This is a genomic window from Colwellia asteriadis, assembly GCF_039523295.1.
Lineage (GTDB): Bacteria > Pseudomonadota > Gammaproteobacteria > Enterobacterales > Alteromonadaceae > Colwellia > Colwellia asteriadis.
This window is the reverse complement of record NZ_BAAAFA010000015.1, coordinates 19,389-36,513: the sequence shown is the minus strand read 5'-3', so window position 1 is coordinate 36,513 and position 17,125 is coordinate 19,389. Positions and strand designations below refer to the sequence as shown.

The 17,125-nt window shown below is 36.7% G+C and carries 15 protein-coding genes; 13 read left to right on the top strand and 2 right to left on the bottom strand.

Annotated elements, in window-relative coordinates; genetic code table 11:
* Nucleotides 1-13: 13 nt before the first annotated feature.
* From ABD005_RS17460 to ABD005_RS17435, 6 genes are all read left to right on the top strand, one after another.
* On the top strand, nt 14-271 hold the full coding sequence (locus ABD005_RS17460; protein ID WP_215981616.1) for an acyl carrier protein: 258 nt from the start codon (nt 14-16) through the stop codon (nt 269-271).
* 26 nt (nt 272-297) lie between these two features.
* Nucleotides 298-1,149 (top strand): alpha/beta hydrolase family protein, encoded by an 852-nt coding sequence (locus ABD005_RS17455; protein WP_343819011.1) that lies wholly within the window; start codon nt 298-300, stop codon nt 1,147-1,149.
* Nucleotides 1,143-1,982, top strand: coding sequence for a hydrolase 1, exosortase A system-associated (locus tag ABD005_RS17450; RefSeq protein ID WP_343819009.1), 840 nt, complete (start codon nt 1,143-1,145; stop codon nt 1,980-1,982). Before ABD005_RS17455 ends, ABD005_RS17450 begins: the two co-directional genes overlap by 7 nt.
* 98 nt (nt 1,983-2,080) lie before the next feature.
* Entirely contained in the window at nt 2,081-4,363 is a 2,283-nt protein-coding gene (wecB, locus tag ABD005_RS17445) for a non-hydrolyzing UDP-N-acetylglucosamine 2-epimerase (RefSeq protein WP_343819008.1), read from the top strand.
* A 121-nt stretch (nt 4,364-4,484) separates the two neighbouring features.
* On the top strand, nt 4,485-7,241 hold the full coding sequence (gene prsT / locus ABD005_RS17440; protein ID WP_343819006.1) for an XrtA/PEP-CTERM system TPR-repeat protein PrsT: 2,757 nt from the start codon (nt 4,485-4,487) through the stop codon (nt 7,239-7,241).
* A gap of 326 nt (nt 7,242-7,567) precedes the next feature.
* A complete protein-coding gene (locus ABD005_RS17435) occupies nt 7,568-8,335 on the top strand; it encodes a PEP-CTERM sorting domain-containing protein (RefSeq protein ID WP_343819004.1) in 768 nt (255 codons plus the stop codon).
* Between the two features lie 102 nt (nt 8,336-8,437).
* On the opposite strand, the gene ABD005_RS17430 is transcribed toward ABD005_RS17435, so the two are convergent.
* Entirely contained in the window at nt 8,438-8,737 is a 300-nt protein-coding gene (locus tag ABD005_RS17430) for a c-type cytochrome (protein WP_215981610.1), read from the bottom strand.
* Between the two features lie 286 nt (nt 8,738-9,023).
* On the opposite strand from ABD005_RS17430, the gene ABD005_RS17425 reads away from it, so the two are divergent.
* From ABD005_RS17425 to ABD005_RS17405, 5 genes are all read left to right on the top strand, one after another.
* Complete coding sequence (locus tag ABD005_RS17425) at nt 9,024-9,338, top strand: DUF3630 family protein (protein WP_343819003.1); 315 nt, start codon at nt 9,024-9,026, stop codon at nt 9,336-9,338.
* A 44-nt stretch (nt 9,339-9,382) separates the two neighbouring features.
* Complete coding sequence (locus tag ABD005_RS17420) at nt 9,383-9,853, top strand: 2-thiouracil desulfurase family protein (protein WP_343819001.1); 471 nt, start codon at nt 9,383-9,385, stop codon at nt 9,851-9,853.
* 92 nt (nt 9,854-9,945) lie between these two features.
* On the top strand, nt 9,946-12,765 hold the full coding sequence (locus tag ABD005_RS17415) for a hypothetical protein (protein ID WP_343818999.1): 2,820 nt from the start codon (nt 9,946-9,948) through the stop codon (nt 12,763-12,765).
* Nucleotides 12,766-12,798: 33 nt separating this feature from the next.
* Nucleotides 12,799-12,987, top strand: coding sequence for a DUF1289 domain-containing protein (locus tag ABD005_RS17410; RefSeq protein WP_343818998.1), 189 nt, complete (start codon nt 12,799-12,801; stop codon nt 12,985-12,987).
* Between the two features lie 148 nt (nt 12,988-13,135).
* Nucleotides 13,136-13,660, top strand: coding sequence for a hypothetical protein (locus ABD005_RS17405; protein ID WP_343818996.1), 525 nt, complete (start codon nt 13,136-13,138; stop codon nt 13,658-13,660).
* A gap of 99 nt (nt 13,661-13,759) precedes the next feature.
* On the opposite strand, the gene queG is transcribed toward ABD005_RS17405, so the two are convergent.
* Nucleotides 13,760-14,962 carry a tRNA epoxyqueuosine(34) reductase QueG gene (gene queG / locus ABD005_RS17400; protein ID WP_343818994.1) on the bottom strand — a complete coding sequence of 401 codons (1,203 nt, stop codon included), beginning with the start codon at nt 14,960-14,962 and terminating at the stop codon, nt 13,760-13,762.
* Between the two features lie 320 nt (nt 14,963-15,282).
* Between queG and tsaE the strand changes: the two genes are divergently transcribed.
* Together tsaE and ABD005_RS17390 are read left to right on the top strand one after the other, a co-directional pair.
* A complete protein-coding gene (gene tsaE, locus ABD005_RS17395) occupies nt 15,283-15,780 on the top strand; it encodes a tRNA (adenosine(37)-N6)-threonylcarbamoyltransferase complex ATPase subunit type 1 TsaE (RefSeq protein WP_215981604.1) in 498 nt (165 codons plus the stop codon).
* Between the two features lie 16 nt (nt 15,781-15,796).
* Nucleotides 15,797-17,122 (top strand): N-acetylmuramoyl-L-alanine amidase, encoded by a 1,326-nt coding sequence (locus ABD005_RS17390; RefSeq protein ID WP_215981654.1) that lies wholly within the window; start codon nt 15,797-15,799, stop codon nt 17,120-17,122.
* The last annotated feature ends 3 nt before the right edge of the window (nt 17,123-17,125 follow it).

The window sequence follows — 17,125 nt, the reverse complement described above, 5'->3', positions numbered from 1 at the left end:
AAGCAGGAAAAACATGAACCTATCACAAATATCACAACAGCTTATTACGCTGCTCAGCGGCATTATTCCAAGCTATGAAAAGAGCTTTTGGCATGAGCAGACTGAACTATTTGGAGCCATCGCCGAATTTGACTCTATGGTGATAGTAACCTTAATTGGAGAAATAGAAGAGCAATTTGATGTGGTATTAGATGACGATGATATTAGCGCTGAAAATTTTGAATCAGTCGCCAGCTTGAGCCAATTGATTTATGACAATATTGATGGTTAATTATCACGATTTTTCGTGGGCTTGATATGATGATTAATATGACAGCTGAATTCTATTCAGGTAATGCTGGACCGTTATTTCAATTGAAACGCAGCCCTGAAAATATTTGTGCATACATTATTTATGTTACGCCATTATTTGAGCAAGCTAATCAGACTCGTCATATGCAGACAAGATTAGCGTTGAACGCCTATCAATTAGGTGTTGAAAGTCTTATTTACGATCACTACGGCTGTGGTGATAGTGGCGGTGAATTATCGCAAGCCAGCCTTTCTCTTTGGCAGCAAGACCTTATTGCGCAAATTAACGCGATTAAAGCAAAAATGGCGCAAGATGCATCTTTCAATGCTAACCCCAGCTCTAAACCTATTTACCTTTCTTGTTTGCTATCCTCAGCGTTAGTTTTGAATAGCGATATAATCGCGTTGATTGATGGCTTGTTATTAGCGCAACCTGAATTTAATGGTAAGCGCTTTGTTCAACAATTCAAACGCTTAGCATTAGCGAGTAATTTAACCAAAACCAATAATATTGAGCAAAACTCAACCGAGATTGAAATTGCGGGTTACGTGATGCAACCATCATTACTCGACGAGTTAAGCCAGCAAACTTTAACGCAATATGAAAGTATTGATAAACACTGTCATTGGCTAGAATGGAGTGATAGCGATCAATTACCTATGGCGCGAGCTAAACAGCAGCAGCTATTTTCAACTAAAAGCTCAGATAGCTCATTAACTGTTTCAGCTATTAACGATGTAAAGTTTTGGCAAAGCACAGAGTTGACCTTATCAGAAAAAATGCTCTCCTTTGAAGAGCAAACCTTGCGTAATTTACTCAAAGAAGCCGGTTCAACTGAGCAGGGGGGATCATGTTAGAAACGCCTCTGATTTTTACCTGCAAAGAAAAGCAACTTGTCGCTATTGAGCACAGCCCAGATAAACTTAATCAAAAAAGTACCCAAGGTGTACTTATTGTTGTTGGTGGGCCGCAAACTCGAGTAGGTAGTCATCGTTTATTTGTACAACTGGCTCGTGCTTTAGCTGAACAAGGTTATTATGCTTTACGATTCGATTATAGCGGCGCAGGGGATAGTGAAGGTGCTATTAGTCAATTTACCGATATTCAAGATGATATTGCTGCCGCGCTTGCTTTATTTCGTCAACAACAACCGCAGTTAACAGAAATATATTTATGGGGTTTATGTGATGCCGCTTCGGCGATTTTATTGCATTTAGCCGAAAATAAACAAAATACCGTTAGTGGTTTAGTACTGGTAAACCCTTGGGTGAGGCAAGCATCGACCCAAGCCAAGACATATTTGAAATCGTATTATGTTAAGCGTTTGCTAAGTAAAAGTTTCTGGGGAAAGTTAATACGTGGGAATGTAAAGCCGACTAAAGCCTTGAGCGATATTCGTACTTTTCAACAGCAGAGCAAAACGAGTCCTGTAGCAGGAAGCTTTGTTGATAATATGTATATAGGCTTACGTCATTTTGCTGGAAACGTAACCGTTTTATTGAGTGAATGTGATTTAACCGCAGAAGAATTTAAGCTGTTAATGGTTGAAAACACTTTATGGCGAACAATTAGCAAACAAGAAAATATTAAAATTCATACAATAGCTCAAGCGAACCATACATTTTCAGAGGTAAAATGTAAGGATCGACTAATCACGGAAACCTTGAATGCTATTAAATCGTTAAAATAGTTAAAAATACATTAAATAAATTACATCATTGCAAAATTGTTTTACAATTGAGCATATATATAGCATTAACTACAATTCGACACCTTTAAGGACGTAAAATGAAAATAGGGATTATCGTTGGCACTCGCCCCGAAATAATCAAAATGGCTCCCGTAATTCGTGAATGTAAAAAACGAGGTATTGCCCACTTTATTATTCACTCGAATCAACATTACTCTCAAGAAATGGATAGCATCTTCTTTAAAGAATTAGAATTACCGGCACCTGATTATAATTTAGGTGTTGGCTCTGGCTTACATAGCAATCAAACAGGTAATATTTTAATTAAAATGGAACCTATATTATTGCAAGAAAAGCCTGATATTGTGTTAGTGCAAGGCGATACCAATACAGTTCTTGCTGGCGCTTTAGCGGCATCAAAGTTAGATATTAAAGTAGGACATATTGAAGCAGGCTTACGTAGTTATGACCGCAGTATGCCTGAAGAAACTAACCGTATTTTAACGGATCACATGAGTGAGTATTTATTCGCTGTTGGTCCTAATCAACATGCTATTTTGGCTAAAGAAGGTTTAGAAAGCGATAAAATATTTACCGTTGGTAATACCGTATCAGATTCTCTTTTTCAACATTTAGAAATTTCAGCCAACACCAGTACAATTCTTGCGGACTTAGGTGTTAGTTCTAAAGCTTTCTTCCTTGTTACCGCGCATCGCGCTTCTAATGTTGATGTTTCAGCGAATTTATTAGAACTACTAGCGTTATTCGATAAGTTGCATGCTAAATATAGCCAAACAATTGTTTGGCCTATTCATCCGCGAACTCAAGCAAAATTAAAAGAGTTTGACATTGAATTGCCAAGCTACTTAAAACTCATTCCGCCAATTGGCTATTTAGATTTTATTCAATTACAAAAACACGCTCAGCTTATTTTAACTGACTCAGGCGGTATTCAAGAAGAAGCCTGTCTATTAGGTGTTCCTTGTATTACCTTACGTGACAATACTGAACGCCCAGAGTCTATTGAGGTTGGTGCTAACGTTTTAGTGGGTAGAAATGCAGATAAAGCATTAGCCGCAGCAGACAAATGGTTATCAGCTGAAGCGTCAGGCGAAAGCTTTAACTGGAAAAATCCATTTGGTGATGGTCATGTTGCTGAATTGATTTTAGATATTATTACTAATAATACGCCTAATACCTTAGATCAAGACATTGTCGCTAAAAATGAAACATTAAGCGTTATTGGTATGGGCTATATGGGTTTACCTATCGCAAGTTTATTAGCCGAAGCGGGTTACAGTGTTACCGGTGTTGATTTGAACAGTGAAAAAGTTGCTGCGATTAATAATGCCCAATGTCCATTTGACGAAGCAGGTTTACCTGAGCTTATTAATAAAGTGGTTTCTCAAGGCTTCTTAAAGGCGAGCACTGAAATTCCATCAAGCGAAACTTATTTAGTCGCGGTACCAACGCCACATAAAAATAACAGCTGTGATAGAAGTTATGTTTTTAGTGCTGCAGATGCTATTGCTAAAGTCGCTCAAAATGGTCAAACCGTTATTGTTGAGTCAACCATTTCACCACAAACCAGTTTAGCGGTTGCGCAGCGTTTCGCCGATGCAGGTTTAGATATTAATGTAGTGCATTGTCCTGAGCGCGCTATTCCTGGTCAAACTTTATATGAGTTAGTGCACAACGACCGCATTATCGGTGCAACAAACGAATTAGCACAGCTAAAAGTTAAAGCGATTTATCAAAGTTTTGTTAAAGGAGAAGTATTCTTAACAGACTTAACCACAGCAGAATGTATCAAGCTTGTTGAAAATACATCGCGTGATGTCGGTATTGCTTTTGCGAATGAGTTATCTGAAATATGTCAGGAACTTGAAGTTGATGTCTATGAAGTGATTCGTTTAGCTAATCGCCATCCTCGAGTGAATGTATTAACACCAGGACCTGGAGTTGGCGGTCACTGTATTCCAATTGATCCATGGTTCTTAGTTGAAAATACCAAAGCGGGTGAGTTTGTGCGTTTGGCACGTTCTATTAACGATACTCGTCCAAGTATTGTTGCTCAACAGGCATTAAATTTACTGGGTAGTGGCGATCTTAAAGGTAAGAAAGTTGGAATTTTAGGCGTCGCTTATAAGGCTAATGTTGACGATTGTCGTGAATCACCAGCAGATGCAATTTTAGAGCACTTTCTTAAAGCTGGCGTGACCGTTAGCTACCATGACCCGTTTGTACCTAGTTGGCAATGTGCGCGTTTAGAAACATTAAACGAAATAGATAGCTGGGCTGACGTGCTCATTTTGGTCACAGACCATGAGTGTTACGCTAATCTATCGTTAGCTAGCCCGTTACTTAATACGCGAGCTTAACTCAAAAGCCCATTTGCTTCACAGTTGATGGGCTTTGTTCTAATTAGTATGTTTAGAATTCATAGCGACAGAATTAAAAACGAGCCAGTAAGAAGAATAATCGATAATAAAGGATAATAAAATGAGATTAATTAAAACTACACTTTGTGTAAGCATTATGTTGGCGTTGAGCGCCTGTGGTGAAAAAGAAACGGTTGAATCGCATATTAATAGCGCTAAAACGTATATTGATGCCAATCAAGTTAATGAATCGATTATTTCTCTAAAAAATGCTATCCGTTTAGATAGTAAAAACGCTCAAGCCCGCTTTTTATTAGGTGAAATTTATTTACAATTAGGTGATGGTCCTGCTGCGGTAAAAGAGCTTGAGCGATCTAAAAAGCTTGGCTCTAATAATAAACACCTTATTCCTCTTTTAGCTCGAGCTTATCTGTTAACAGAAAGCGACAATGACGTAATTGCCTTAAGTGAAGCGGCTACACAGCTTGCTAGTGAACAACAAAGTCATTACTTAGCGTATCAAACATTATCCGCATTACGCTTAGAAAATACTGAACTCGCTAAAGAGAGTGTCACAACAGCGCAAAACATTGCAGCGCAAAGTATGTATAGCATGCTAGCTAATGCCTATTTACAGTTATCTGAAAACAATAATGAAGAAGCGAAAACGCTTGTCGACCGAGTTTTAGCAATTGATAGCAAACAAGTTGATGCATTAATGCTGCAAGGTCAAATTGCAACAGTAATGAAAGACTATAAACAAGCCAGTGATAGTTATGAACAGTACTTAGCCTTACAACCTCGCTCAGGCATTATAAAATTGCTATTAGCGGATTCACTATTAAAGGCTGAAAAATATGTTGAGGCAGAAAAATATGCAGATGCTATTTTAGCGAGTATTAGTACACAGCCTTTTGCTCATTATATCAAAGCAATGGTAAAGTTTGAGGATAAGGATTTCGCAAAATCTAGTGAACATGCGGAGTCAGCTCTTGCTGCAGACTTTAACCAAATGAACTTAAAATTGGTTGCGGGGGCTAGTGCTTTTTACTTAAAAAACTGGGAGCAAGCGACTTATCATTTACGTAGTGTGGTTAAGTATTTGCCAAAAGATCATTTAGCAAACAGAATGTTGGCAGTGAGCCAATTAGAGCTTGGGTTAGTGAGTGATATTAGCGATACACTGGATGGTTTTACAGATGTTGATAGCCCAGCAGCCAATGCTGATTTTTTAGCTTCGGTAAGCTTTAAGCTATTAGAGTTAGGCGCCGTTAATGAGGCAAAAAAACTTGTTGTACAAAGTGAAAGCCTTAACTCAGATAATGCCGAGGTTAACGCTCGCCAAGGTATTTTAAAATTAATGATGAACGACCCTTCGGGAATCGATGACTTGAAAGATGCTGTCAAACTTGATCCTGAGCTGGTTGAAGCAGAGTTGGCTTTAGCGTTTGCAGCGCTACAATCAGGTGATATTGACCAAGCCAAGTCGATTGCCACATCATGGCAAGAAAAATACCCAGAAAAAGCGGGTGGTAGCAACTTAATGGCTAGTATTGCGATTCAACAAGAGCAATATGATGAAGCTGAAAGGTTGTTAGAGCAGAGCTTACAATTAGAGCCCGATAATTTATTTGCCTTAACACAACAGCTACGTATTGCACGTCAGCAAAACAATGAAGAGTTAAGTCATAGCCGAGCAGATTATATCATTACCGTTTACCCAGCTAACACGCATGTATTGAAGTTATATTTTTCAGCTTACCGTAATGACGCTGCTTTAGAAAAGCTAATCGCAGCTTATAAACTGGATAGTGAAGACATCAATAAAGTCACTTTACTAGCCGAAGCCTACTTAAGTTTAGGTAAAGATAAAGAAGCAGAATCTGTATTAAATACCATTGAAAATCAAAAGAATTTACCTAAACGATACTGGCAGTTGGTGGTTTTAATTGCAAAGCAACAGCAAGACTTAGACCAAATGCTAGTAGCGCTTGAAAAATGGCAGCAAGCTAACCCTTACCATTTAGAGCCTGTTGTTTTATTGGCTGATTTATATGCTAAACAACGAAACTATGATCGTGCTCTAATCACTGTAAAACGAGGTTTAGAGCAACATCAAGATAATTTAATCTTACAGTTAGTAAATATGCAGTTATTACTTAACGCTAACAAGTTATTAGAAGCAAAAGAACAGTATAAAGTCTTAGCCGTTAAAGATATTGATGCTAATTTAAAAGATGGCATGCAAGGACGTATTTTCTTACTTGAGAAGAATTTTGTTCAAGCAGTGCCTAAGCTAGAGAGCTTTTATAAAGCGTATAGTAATACACAGAATGCTTTTTATTTAGCAGGTGCCTATATTAGCAATAATGAGGGAGAGAAGGCTCTCTCATTATTGGAAGATTATTTAGCTGCTAATCCTGATGATATACGTGTTAAAGCAACATTGGCAGGGCTTTACCTTGAAAACGAAAGTAGCAAGGAAAAAGCAATCAGTTATTATGCGGATATTGTACAGCAGCAACCTAAAGACGTTATTATCAATAATAACTTGGCTTGGCTATACTTAGAAAAAGGGAATGTCGAGCAAGGGCTTAAGCATGCAAAAACTGCGTTCGATTTAGCTCCGAATGTTCCTAATGTTGCAGATACTTATGGACAAGCGTTGTTAAAGTCTGGCGATAAAGCAGCAGCATTAAAATTTTCAGGTCAAGCCATGGAGCTTGCTCAAGGAAAAGATGCTGATATAGCCCTTAATTATGTTGAAATATTGATGGCTAATGGTCACCCAAATAAAGCGGAAGAAGTACTTGATACCGTGGTAGTAAAAACCAAACAACAAGAAAAAAGAAAATTGATGTTATCTACGCAACTTTAATACAAGGCTCATTTCTGGTTTAGTTAAACCAAAAAGTAATTGATGTTTTTATAAGCGACTATTATATAGTCGCTTTTTTATTTTTTCTGTTAATTAATATCCAATTCATCACTTTTTAGGTTAATTAATGACCTGTCAAGATTTTTTACAAAAATAAAACTCACCTTATACCAGAATTAATTAGCTGTATGTTTTATAAGATTTTATTGCTTATGGTCTGATAATTGCTAATTATTTATACTATTAGCCATACGCTAATATAGGCAGTTACTATTAAGATGTTAGTTTTACTGGATTATAACGGAATATATAAAGGGTAAAAAACAATGAATAAATTTAAAAAAATTATTGCAGCCTCAGCGATCATGCTAGCAAGCGCCAGCGCTTCAGCATCAGTAATCAATGTTGGTGGTGTAACTTGGGACCCAGATTATAACAATGGTGCTCCTAACCCATTTAATACCGCTGATTTTCTAGGTAAGGGCGAGTTCTTTCAGTCATTTCAAGATAGCTTGGGTAACTATGTAAGTAATGCTCTTGCGGTAAATGGCGATATACTAAGTGGTTTTGGTGAATTTAATCTATTTAATGGCGCTTCTTCTCAAGGAGCAGGTGATTTTTGTGTTGGTTGCTCATTAACATTAGAGTTCGGTGGCTTCACACTAGCTGGTATTGGTCCTAACCCTCTAAAAAATGGTGTTGTTGGCCCATTATTCACTGGCGGTTGGGCGAAAGTATTTGTTGATACTAATGGTGTTAGTAATGGTCAATTAAATACTTATAATGACGGAGTTGAATGGTTAACGCTTTCAGCGATGCCTCAATTTGGTAATAGCACCATGACCCTAGATGGCTCTGTAGCTGGTGGTGGTTCAGCAGAAATATTTTGGAATGTGACTGGCGGTATAGCTGCTGGAAACTTCGATACTAATGGCGCATTCCAAGGCTCTGATATACACTATACTGCTTCTGCTCAAGGCAATGATGGTACATTTGAAGCTAATGGTAATACTATTCCTGAACCAACAACTTTAGCAATGTTTGGTTTAGCATTATTAGGTTTAGCTGGTACGGCTCGTCGTAAAAGCAAGTAAATTGAACGAATAGTTCTAATAAAATAATCTATGTTTAACATAGTGAAATAAAAAAGGCCTTAAAAGGCCTTTTTTATTGGTTTAAAATAATACTAATAGATATTATTTTAAACTTGAGTAATATGCTGCAAGATCTGCAATATCAGTATCGCTTAATGGTGCAGCCATACCAGCCATAACAGGATCTTTACGAGTACCCGCTTTAAAATCTTTTAATTGTTTTACTAGGTAAGCTTCTTTTTGCCCTGCTAAGTTTGGGTACATTGGAATTGCTGCAATACCGTCCGCGCCATGACAAGCAGCGCATGTTGCTGCTTTACTTTTACCGGCTGCTGCATCACCAGCAAATGCTGATGTTGATAATAGTGCTGTAGTTGCAACAGCAATCATAAGTTTATTCATAGTAATTACTCTCTTATATTTTTGACAAATAATAATAATATTTATAACTAAAATACGAGCAAGACAGGCTTAGTTATAAAAAGAATATTTCTAGTTTGAGTATATGAAAAATAAACTAATTTGTCGTGTTTTTTTTAGAGAAGAAGTGAGTAAGGCTTGATTAATATCAAGCTTTTATTTCGATTATATTAGCCTTCATGATTAAATAAAATTTTGTATAGTTACTTAAACATTACAGGGTATAGTTATAGTTAACGTAACCTCATAGCTGGTAGAAATATTTAGTATGTCAAAAAATAACCCATTCATTATTACAAAAGCTGAACTTTTTGATAACCAGTTACTCTTTAGCTATCAAAAACAGTGGTTTCAAGAAGATATCGAAACTTTATCTACTGATGTATTTTCGAAGTTAGCTGAGTTCACGATAATAGAAAAAATACAAGGCGCTGATCGTGAAAATATTCGCTTTTCTTGGGAGAAGCGTCATTTTATTTTGAATTTTGATTGTTATAGTCAATCTTGTTGGATCGAAGGGGAAGATCAGCAAAGTACAGAGTTAATACCAGACTTAGTCAAAAGCTTTGAGCTTGTTGATTAAAATGATCAAATGTACTTAAAATAATTGATAATAGTGAGAGTTTCATGCAAGACAAAATATTGGTTAGCGCATGCTTTTTAGGGAAAAAAGTTCGATATAACGGAGAAGTAAAGTCATTGTCTAATCAATTGATTACTCAATGGCAGCAAGAAGGTCGCTTAATGGCTATTTGCCCAGAAGTTGAAGGAGGGTTGCCTGTACCAAGATCACCTGCAGAAATAAATCGCAATAGTGGCAAGGTGTTTACCTGCGATGGGACTGATGTTAGTGAAGCATTTTATTTAGGTGCTCAAAGAGCGTTGGCGTTATGTCAGCAGTTTAATATTCGCTTTGCGCTATTGAAAGAGTCTAGTCCCTCATGCGGTAGTGCAACAATTTATGATGGCTCTTTTAATGGATCTAAGGTTGAAGGGGCGGGAGTAACAACAACGTTACTAAGAAAACACGGCATCCATGTATTCTCGGAAAAAAACCTATCAGAATTAGCTAACTTAATCGATTCTCCTGCTCTATGACTGGATAAGGATGCCTATCCTTAATCAATGGTATAAAATACCAGGAAAGGAATTAATGATAATAAAACGTAGCTATGATAAGCCATGATAATATGAACAAGAAAGATATTCAGGTAGAACAGCCAGTAAATAATTTATCGAGTAGTGTTTCACTTCAACAAACGTTAATTGATAAAGTTAAGCCATATTCATTTTTATATTTAGCCACTATAGGGTTAATTATTTGTAGTCTTTTTATTGTGACTGGTGGTGCTTACTATTTTAAATACAAGAAAGATATTGTTCTTATTTCTGATGATTTAACTCAAGTAGAAAATAAACTCTCCGAGCAAAAGCTATTGCTATCAGCATTACGTATAACAAATAGTATGCTCGCTAGTGATAATTTAGATAGTTACCTTCTGCTAGAGAAGGAATTAGCGATAATTAATAAGAAATTATCTTTACTTAAATCAAGCCATCAATCTATTTATCATGATTGGAAAACCAAGCGACAAGCTGCATTTAACGCACTTCGTCATATGAAATCAAATGCTGATAGGCTGCAAAATCATAAACAAGAAGTATTAGTTAAAGTCGCAGCGCTTAAAACTGCTGTCGAGAATACTCAAATACAAGTTAGTGATAGTGAAGAGCAAGCAAAATGGTTACAGTTTTCACAAACAATTAGTCAGTTTTCGTTTTTATTGAATAAATTAAACATCGCAACATCACCTATAGTTTTTAAGCAACTTAAAGAGTCATTTAATAGCCTTAACGAGTATTCTACGCCTATGATTAACCTAGACATTGAAGCTGCGTTAGCACAATTTAATGACGCTTTTTATGTCAGTGATAAAAACACTAATAATCAAAGTGAGACTATTGTAAGCCACTGGCAGGAAAATCTGCAGACTATTGTTGATTATAACCAACTGTTGAAAAAGCAAGTATTGGTATTTACGGGGATTCTTTACGATAACTCAAGTAAAGCAGAGCAGAATATTTCGAAACGCCAGCTAAATTATTCATGGGATATTAATCATGCGCTTATAACGCATATGGCAATGGTTTTTGCTGCACTTTTAAGTGTAATTATCTTATTGTTTTGGTTGTTATCTCGTCACTTAAAGCAACACTTACGACAATATCAAGCACTCGAATTAACGTTATATAATCGAGAGGATACACATCAATCATTAGGTTTTGAGGAGCGAGAGCAACAGCATAACCTTGAGGTTGATGCTCTAACTTTAAAAGCTGAGCAGTTAGCCGCTGAAAAGGAGTTAGCCGAGTTGACAGCAATATCTCAGCGGAAAACGAATGCTCTTATTGAGAAAGAGAATTATGGTCAATTTTATAATCTTGCACTTAAACTGTTAGAGCGCATTACACTTGTTAGTTCTAGCCATCAAAAAATAACCTCTAATCAGCATTTATTTCAGAGTTATCAATTTAGTAAAAAATTAGTTCGTTTGATAAAGCAAGCGAGTTTCCATCGCTATATGCAAGCAGAAGGTATGAGGTTAACGCTAAGTGATATCAATATAATTTCAACAACAGAAGCTGTGTTACTGAATCAGGCTGCAGCCATTAATAAACAAAATAATTTACTTAAATTACATGTTGATGGAAATATATGCCCTGAGGTAAAAGTTGATGTAAATATTTTTACGGAGATGTTGCAAGTTTTTGTTCAGTTATTAGGTGATGATTTAAGTGCTGGACAGTTAGACGTTTCATTTAAGCTACAAGATCAAAATAATGGTCAACAGACTGTACTTATTATGGGGCAAGTTTTTTCTAGTAAGGAGGTGCGAAAATTACCTAAACTTTTGCAAGAGCTACAGGAAAAGTCAGAGCACTATATTAGCAGCGAATTAAATAGTTACTTCATTGCTTTATTAAAGTGTTTGCATGGTGAAAATATTACCGCAGCTCTTACTGAAAAAGGCTATCAATTAAGCTTCACTTTACCGTTAGCGGTCATGTTAAATCGTAACTTAGGTGAAAATACGACAGCACAATTAACTGAATACCTTCTAGATAAGACACAAACTAACAACACACCGTTAGCGGCTAAAGCTATTGATGTGTTGATTGGCGTAAAATCACCAATACAGTACCAGAAATTACAGCAGCAATTACAACAACTAGGATTACAAGTTACTTTTGTTGCACAAGCAGCCCAACAGAAAGAATATTGGCAAAGTGGCTGTTACGCAATTCTATTCTCAGAGTTTTCTACTTCCCCTTTTATTCATTTTATTGATAAAGGAAATGACTGCATTAGTGGCAGTGAAGTAATACAACGAGGTATTTTTGGTCTAGATATAACCTATATAAAAGATGAAGATGTAATATTCTCCCATTGGATTGTTGATAGGTTATCAAATGCAGTCTCAATTGAGCAGTTAATGACTTTATTGTCACCTTGGTTAGCCGAGGAAAAAACAATAGAGCAAAAAGCAGAAAGTAACGTTGATCTATTAACTGTTGATAACAATAAGGCCATTCATCAGTATAAAAGTACAAAGAGTTCACTACAAAATAGACAAGCTCAATTGACAGAATTACCGGTTAAAGAGTTAACAGAGCCAAAAGTTAATCTGGAACTATATATTAAAAATCAAGGTTCACCTGAGCTGGCATTTTTCATGATTAATGAATATGTTAATAATATTAATCAGTTAGCTCTTAAACTCAACCGTGCGCTAAAGAGCAACAACTTAGTGCGAGCTAAACAAGCTATAGTTATATTGCAATCTGTCAGTAGTATTTTATCCGCACCAAACCTACAGCAATTATGTAAAGACTGGCAAAAATTATTGATAGACCCCGTATTAAATCAAAACAGGGCTTTTATTGATAAGTTATTAGCCAAAACTCAACAAGAAATAACGGATATTACTGCTTATGTTAAATCGATGTAGTTTATATTGTGTGTCACCTCACTTGAGATAAATATGAAGTATCAGAATGAAAACCCTCTCGAAATCACTAGCCCCTGTGTTGGAAGTTGTTGCCTGAATGAGTGTGATATTTGCTTAGGTTGTTTTAGACATATAGAAGAAATAAAGGCATGGCGGGAAAGTAGTAATGAAGAAAAGAAAACCATATTAAAGCACTGCCAAGAGCGAAAATATGAAAAATGAAGCTAATTATGTTGAACAGATCTTATACTTCTGCTTTTTAATAACTCCTTGTCAGTCTTATTAGTTTACTTGATAAGGGGCTGTGCATGATTATCTTTAGCTTATAAAAGTGCATGCTTACTTTGGACACTGAAATAAAGGATATATTGTGTTAAAAAAGAAAACCTTAAAATCGCTACTTGTATTTACCGAAAATCAACACCCAGCACCCAGTTTTATTCTTATATATCTTTTTACTTGGTTGGCGTGGCATAACCAAGTTATTAGTCATTTTTTTGGGGCGACAGGCGATTTCTGGTCACGTATCCATATCGCTTTTAGTTCACTTGAAAAAAATCAATATTTAGTTGTACTCCTACTAACGTGCGTCATCTTTATATTGCGTTTAGCTTATAGTTTTTTACGTTTTAAGTCGGCAGAATTGCTTAATGCAAGTGATGATGACTATGCTAGCGATAAAGAAGGTAAAGACTTCGAGAAAAATGAAGATATTGCTCAATTAATGACGACTTTAACTGCAGTACAAAAGCAGCTCGCTGCGGCTAAAGAGCGCGAGAAAAAAGCAATCAGTGAACGTAATGAGCAGGTAAAAAAAGTATTAGCAATGCAAGTGGCGTTAGAAGAAGCTCGTGCCGATATTGCAATACTTAGCGCTAATAGACAAAGTGGCTAAGCTAAATATAACGAATTTGAACTCGAGTTAACTAGCTTTGTAATTGCTTTTTAACTTGAAGTCGGCTTAATAAATATCTCTTAACCGAGCTCAGGTTATTTAGGCATCTCTTGTTAAGCCTTTTTCAATAGAACGAACTAAGCGCATTGTTAAACGATGGTTTTTTTGTGTCGTTTCTGCGTTCGTAACGGTGAGTTGCTGTTTCTCTTGCTGTTGTGCTAAAGCCCAATGAATGTGCTCAGCAACTAACTCATTAGCTGAATTTAATGCCTGTTCAAGTGCTGTTGTTATATCGCTAGAGTAAGGTGCATTACCCAAGGCAACCGCAATATTTCTTTGCCAGCTTTGAAAGCCAATACGTCGAATAGGCGAACCTTGTAAAGTATTTAAGAAGTACTCTTCTGTCCAAGAAAACAGCTCAAGTAAGCCAACATCATCTAGTTGATTTCTAGCTTGAAAGTCATCTACAACACTCAGTTTGGCAAACTTATTCCAAGGGCAAATTAGCTGACAATCATCACAGCCATAAATTCGATTACCCATCAGCGGACGTAACTCTACTGGGATAGGATCGGGTGACTCAATAGTGAAATAAGAAATACAGCGGCGAGCATCAACAACATAAGGCTCAACAATCGCTTTTGTCGGACATATTTTTATACAAGCGACACAAGTGCCGCAGTCGTTAACTTTTTCATCTAAAACGATAGAGTTAAGCGCGTTATCACTGTATTCGTTGTGAGTAATAGGTAATGGAATATCAACAAAAAGCTCCCCTAAAAAAAACCAAGAACCGGCGGCTTTATTAATAAGTAAGGTGTGTTTCCCTGTCCAACCTAAGCCTGCCTTTTCGGCTAATGGTCTTTCTAATACAGGAGCAGAATCAACAAAAGGGCGACAATTAAACTGTTCACAATGCTGAGCAATTTTTTGTCCTAATTGCTGTAAACGCTTACGCATTAACTTATGATAATCTCGCCCTAAAGCATAGCGACTAATATAGGCTTTATTTTTATCATTTAAGATGCGTGCAAACTTCGCATTTTGAGGTAAGTAATCTAAACGAACACTAATAACACGCACTGTGCCAGGGACTAACTCTTCGGGTCGAGCACGCATCATACCGTGGCGTTCCATGTAATCCATATTGCCATGATAATTATTTGCCAACCATCGTTTTAGGGCCGCTTCATGAGCTTTTAAGTCAATATCACAAATACCGAGCTGTGAAAAACCTAACTCTTCACCCCAGCATTTAATGTTATCGGCTAATTCTTGATAGTTTATTGAAGTTTCTGTCATGAAAGAAGTCAGCTAATGTTCAGTAATAAGGTGTAGAGTAAATATTACTGAATTAATATTTTAATGGTGCAATTTATGATTAGTTTAACACAATATGAGTGATGAATATCAGCCTTTAATAGCTCTTCAATACAAAGCTATAAGGACACTTGCTCAGGTGAATTATTCAATGGCATAATTATCAAACTATATTCACGGCGCAGCAGCTGATATTATTAACGTTACTATAGGCTCCACTAACTACCTTCATTACGATTGCGGTAAACATACTAGATAATACGAGTAAAGTTTGTAACTGCTATTACATATAGATTGAGAAAATGAAACAAATTGAATATTTTTTAAAAGATGAGCAGGCAACATTAACGGTTGGCGCGCAATTAGCGCAAGCGCTGCAAAGTTTCGAGCACCAGCAATCGCTAGTCGTTTATCTTAATGGTGATTTAGGTGCTGGGAAAACTACCTTAACCCGTGGTTTTGTTTGTGGAATGGGGCATAACGGTAACGTTAAAAGTCCTACTTACACTATTGTTGAGCCTTATGAGCTTGCTCAGTGGCGTGTATTTCATTTTGATCTTTATCGATTAAGTGATCCTGAAGAATTAGAGTATATGGGAATTCGAGATTATTTTAATGATGATTGTTGCTGCTTTATTGAATGGCCAGAAAAAGGCACTGGGCTATTGGCTAAAGCCGATTTAATCATTAATATGGCTTATCAAAATGAACAACGCACAATTAACTTACAGGCAGAGACGCCTCGTGGTGAAGCTATTTTAACGGTATTAAATAGTGAAGTAGCCAGCAGTTTATCATGAAGTAATGAGAATATTGATGTATCTAACGCGAAACCGTTTTACTAAAAAATGTATCCAGTTTATCACCGTTATCGGGTGCTTATTTTTTGCCGCTAGTGTTTGGGCAACTAATAGCATTAACGGGATTCGTGTTTGGCCGGCACCTGAAAATACACGTATTGTCTTTGATGTTAAAAATAAACCAGATTATAAATATTTTACCTTACAAAACCCACACCGATTAGTGGTAGATTTTGCGAATACAAAGAATACCGTAGCGTTAGAAAAGTTAGCCGAGGGTGATCCCAGAATAAAGCTATTCCGTGGTAGCCAAAGTAAAAGTAAAGCCCGCTTAGTATTAGAGCTAAACCAATCTTATCAATTAACTGTATTTCCATTGGCGCCTGCAGGACAGTATGGTAATCGATTAGTTATCGATTTATATGATAAAAATCGCAATAGTGTTGTTATGGATAAGCCAACAGCTAACTTAGGTGATATTGTTATTGGTATTGATGCTGGTCATGGCGGTGAAGACCCCGGCTCTATTGGCGGTAAAGGTACTTATGAAAAACGTGTTACCTTAGCTATTGCTAAAAAACTTCAAACGCTAATTAATAATGAAAAAGGCATGAAAGCGGTCTTGATACGTAGCGGAGATTACTATGTTGATATTAACCGCCGGACGAGCTTAGCGAGACAGAAAAACGTTGATTTCTTTGTTTCTATTCACGCTGATGCTTTTCATACTCCTGGGCCAAGTGGTGCTTCAGTTTGGGTGGTAACTAAAAAGCGTGCAGATTCTGAGCTAGCTAGGTGGTTGGCTAATCGAGAAGAAAAGTCTGAGTTATTAGGCGGCGGTGGCGGTGTTATTAAGCATACTGCAGATAGCCATTTAGCATTAGCATTAGCAGATATGAGCAAAGAGCACTCTTTGGGAGTGAGCTTTGGGGTTGCTAATAATGTAATTCGTGAGTTAAAAAAGATCACTAAAATGCATAAGAGCACACCGCAAAATGGTAATTTCGGTGTGTTAAAGTCATCAGACATCCCCTCTATTTTGGTGGAAACTGGCTTCATCTCTAATCATAAAGAAGAAAAGAATTTAACGTGGCCAAAACACCAGCAACGACTAGCCAATGCAATTCATTTAGGGATTAAAAATCACTTTATGGATCATCCGCTTACCGGCTCTTATTTTGCGTCTATTGGTTATAAAAAGCATAAAGTACGTAGTGGCGAGTCGCTATCGGTACTCGCTAAGCGTTACAATATTTCAATGAATAAACTTAAAGCGATTAACAATTTGAAATCTAATTCGTTACAAATTGGTCAAACCTTAAAAATTCCCCGTACGGGATAACTT

Bases quoted from the DNA above. Each gene is read 5' to 3' on its own strand.
- ABD005_RS17460 (WP_215981616.1), top strand. From the start codon at position 14: ATGAACCTATCACAAATATCACAACAGCTTATTACGCTGCTCAGCGGC.
- ABD005_RS17455 (WP_343819011.1), top strand. From the start codon at position 298: ATGATGATTAATATGACAGCTGAATTCTATTCAGGTAATGCTGGACCG.
- ABD005_RS17450 (WP_343819009.1), top strand. From the start codon at position 1,143: ATGTTAGAAACGCCTCTGATTTTTACCTGCAAAGAAAAGCAACTTGTC.
- wecB (WP_343819008.1), top strand. From the start codon at position 2,081: ATGAAAATAGGGATTATCGTTGGCACTCGCCCCGAAATAATCAAAATG.
- prsT (WP_343819006.1), top strand. From the start codon at position 4,485: ATGAGATTAATTAAAACTACACTTTGTGTAAGCATTATGTTGGCGTTG.
- ABD005_RS17435 (WP_343819004.1), top strand. From the start codon at position 7,568: ATGAATAAATTTAAAAAAATTATTGCAGCCTCAGCGATCATGCTAGCA.
- ABD005_RS17430 (WP_215981610.1), bottom strand. From the start codon at position 8,737: ATGAATAAACTTATGATTGCTGTTGCAACTACAGCACTATTATCAACA.
- ABD005_RS17425 (WP_343819003.1), top strand. From the start codon at position 9,024: ATGTCAAAAAATAACCCATTCATTATTACAAAAGCTGAACTTTTTGAT.
- ABD005_RS17420 (WP_343819001.1), top strand. From the start codon at position 9,383: ATGCAAGACAAAATATTGGTTAGCGCATGCTTTTTAGGGAAAAAAGTT.
- ABD005_RS17415 (WP_343818999.1), top strand. From the start codon at position 9,946: ATGAACAAGAAAGATATTCAGGTAGAACAGCCAGTAAATAATTTATCG.
- ABD005_RS17410 (WP_343818998.1), top strand. From the start codon at position 12,799: ATGAAGTATCAGAATGAAAACCCTCTCGAAATCACTAGCCCCTGTGTT.
- queG (WP_343818994.1), bottom strand. From the start codon at position 14,962: ATGACAGAAACTTCAATAAACTATCAAGAATTAGCCGATAACATTAAA.
- tsaE (WP_215981604.1), top strand. From the start codon at position 15,283: ATGAAACAAATTGAATATTTTTTAAAAGATGAGCAGGCAACATTAACG.
- ABD005_RS17390 (WP_215981654.1), top strand. From the start codon at position 15,797: ATGTATCTAACGCGAAACCGTTTTACTAAAAAATGTATCCAGTTTATC.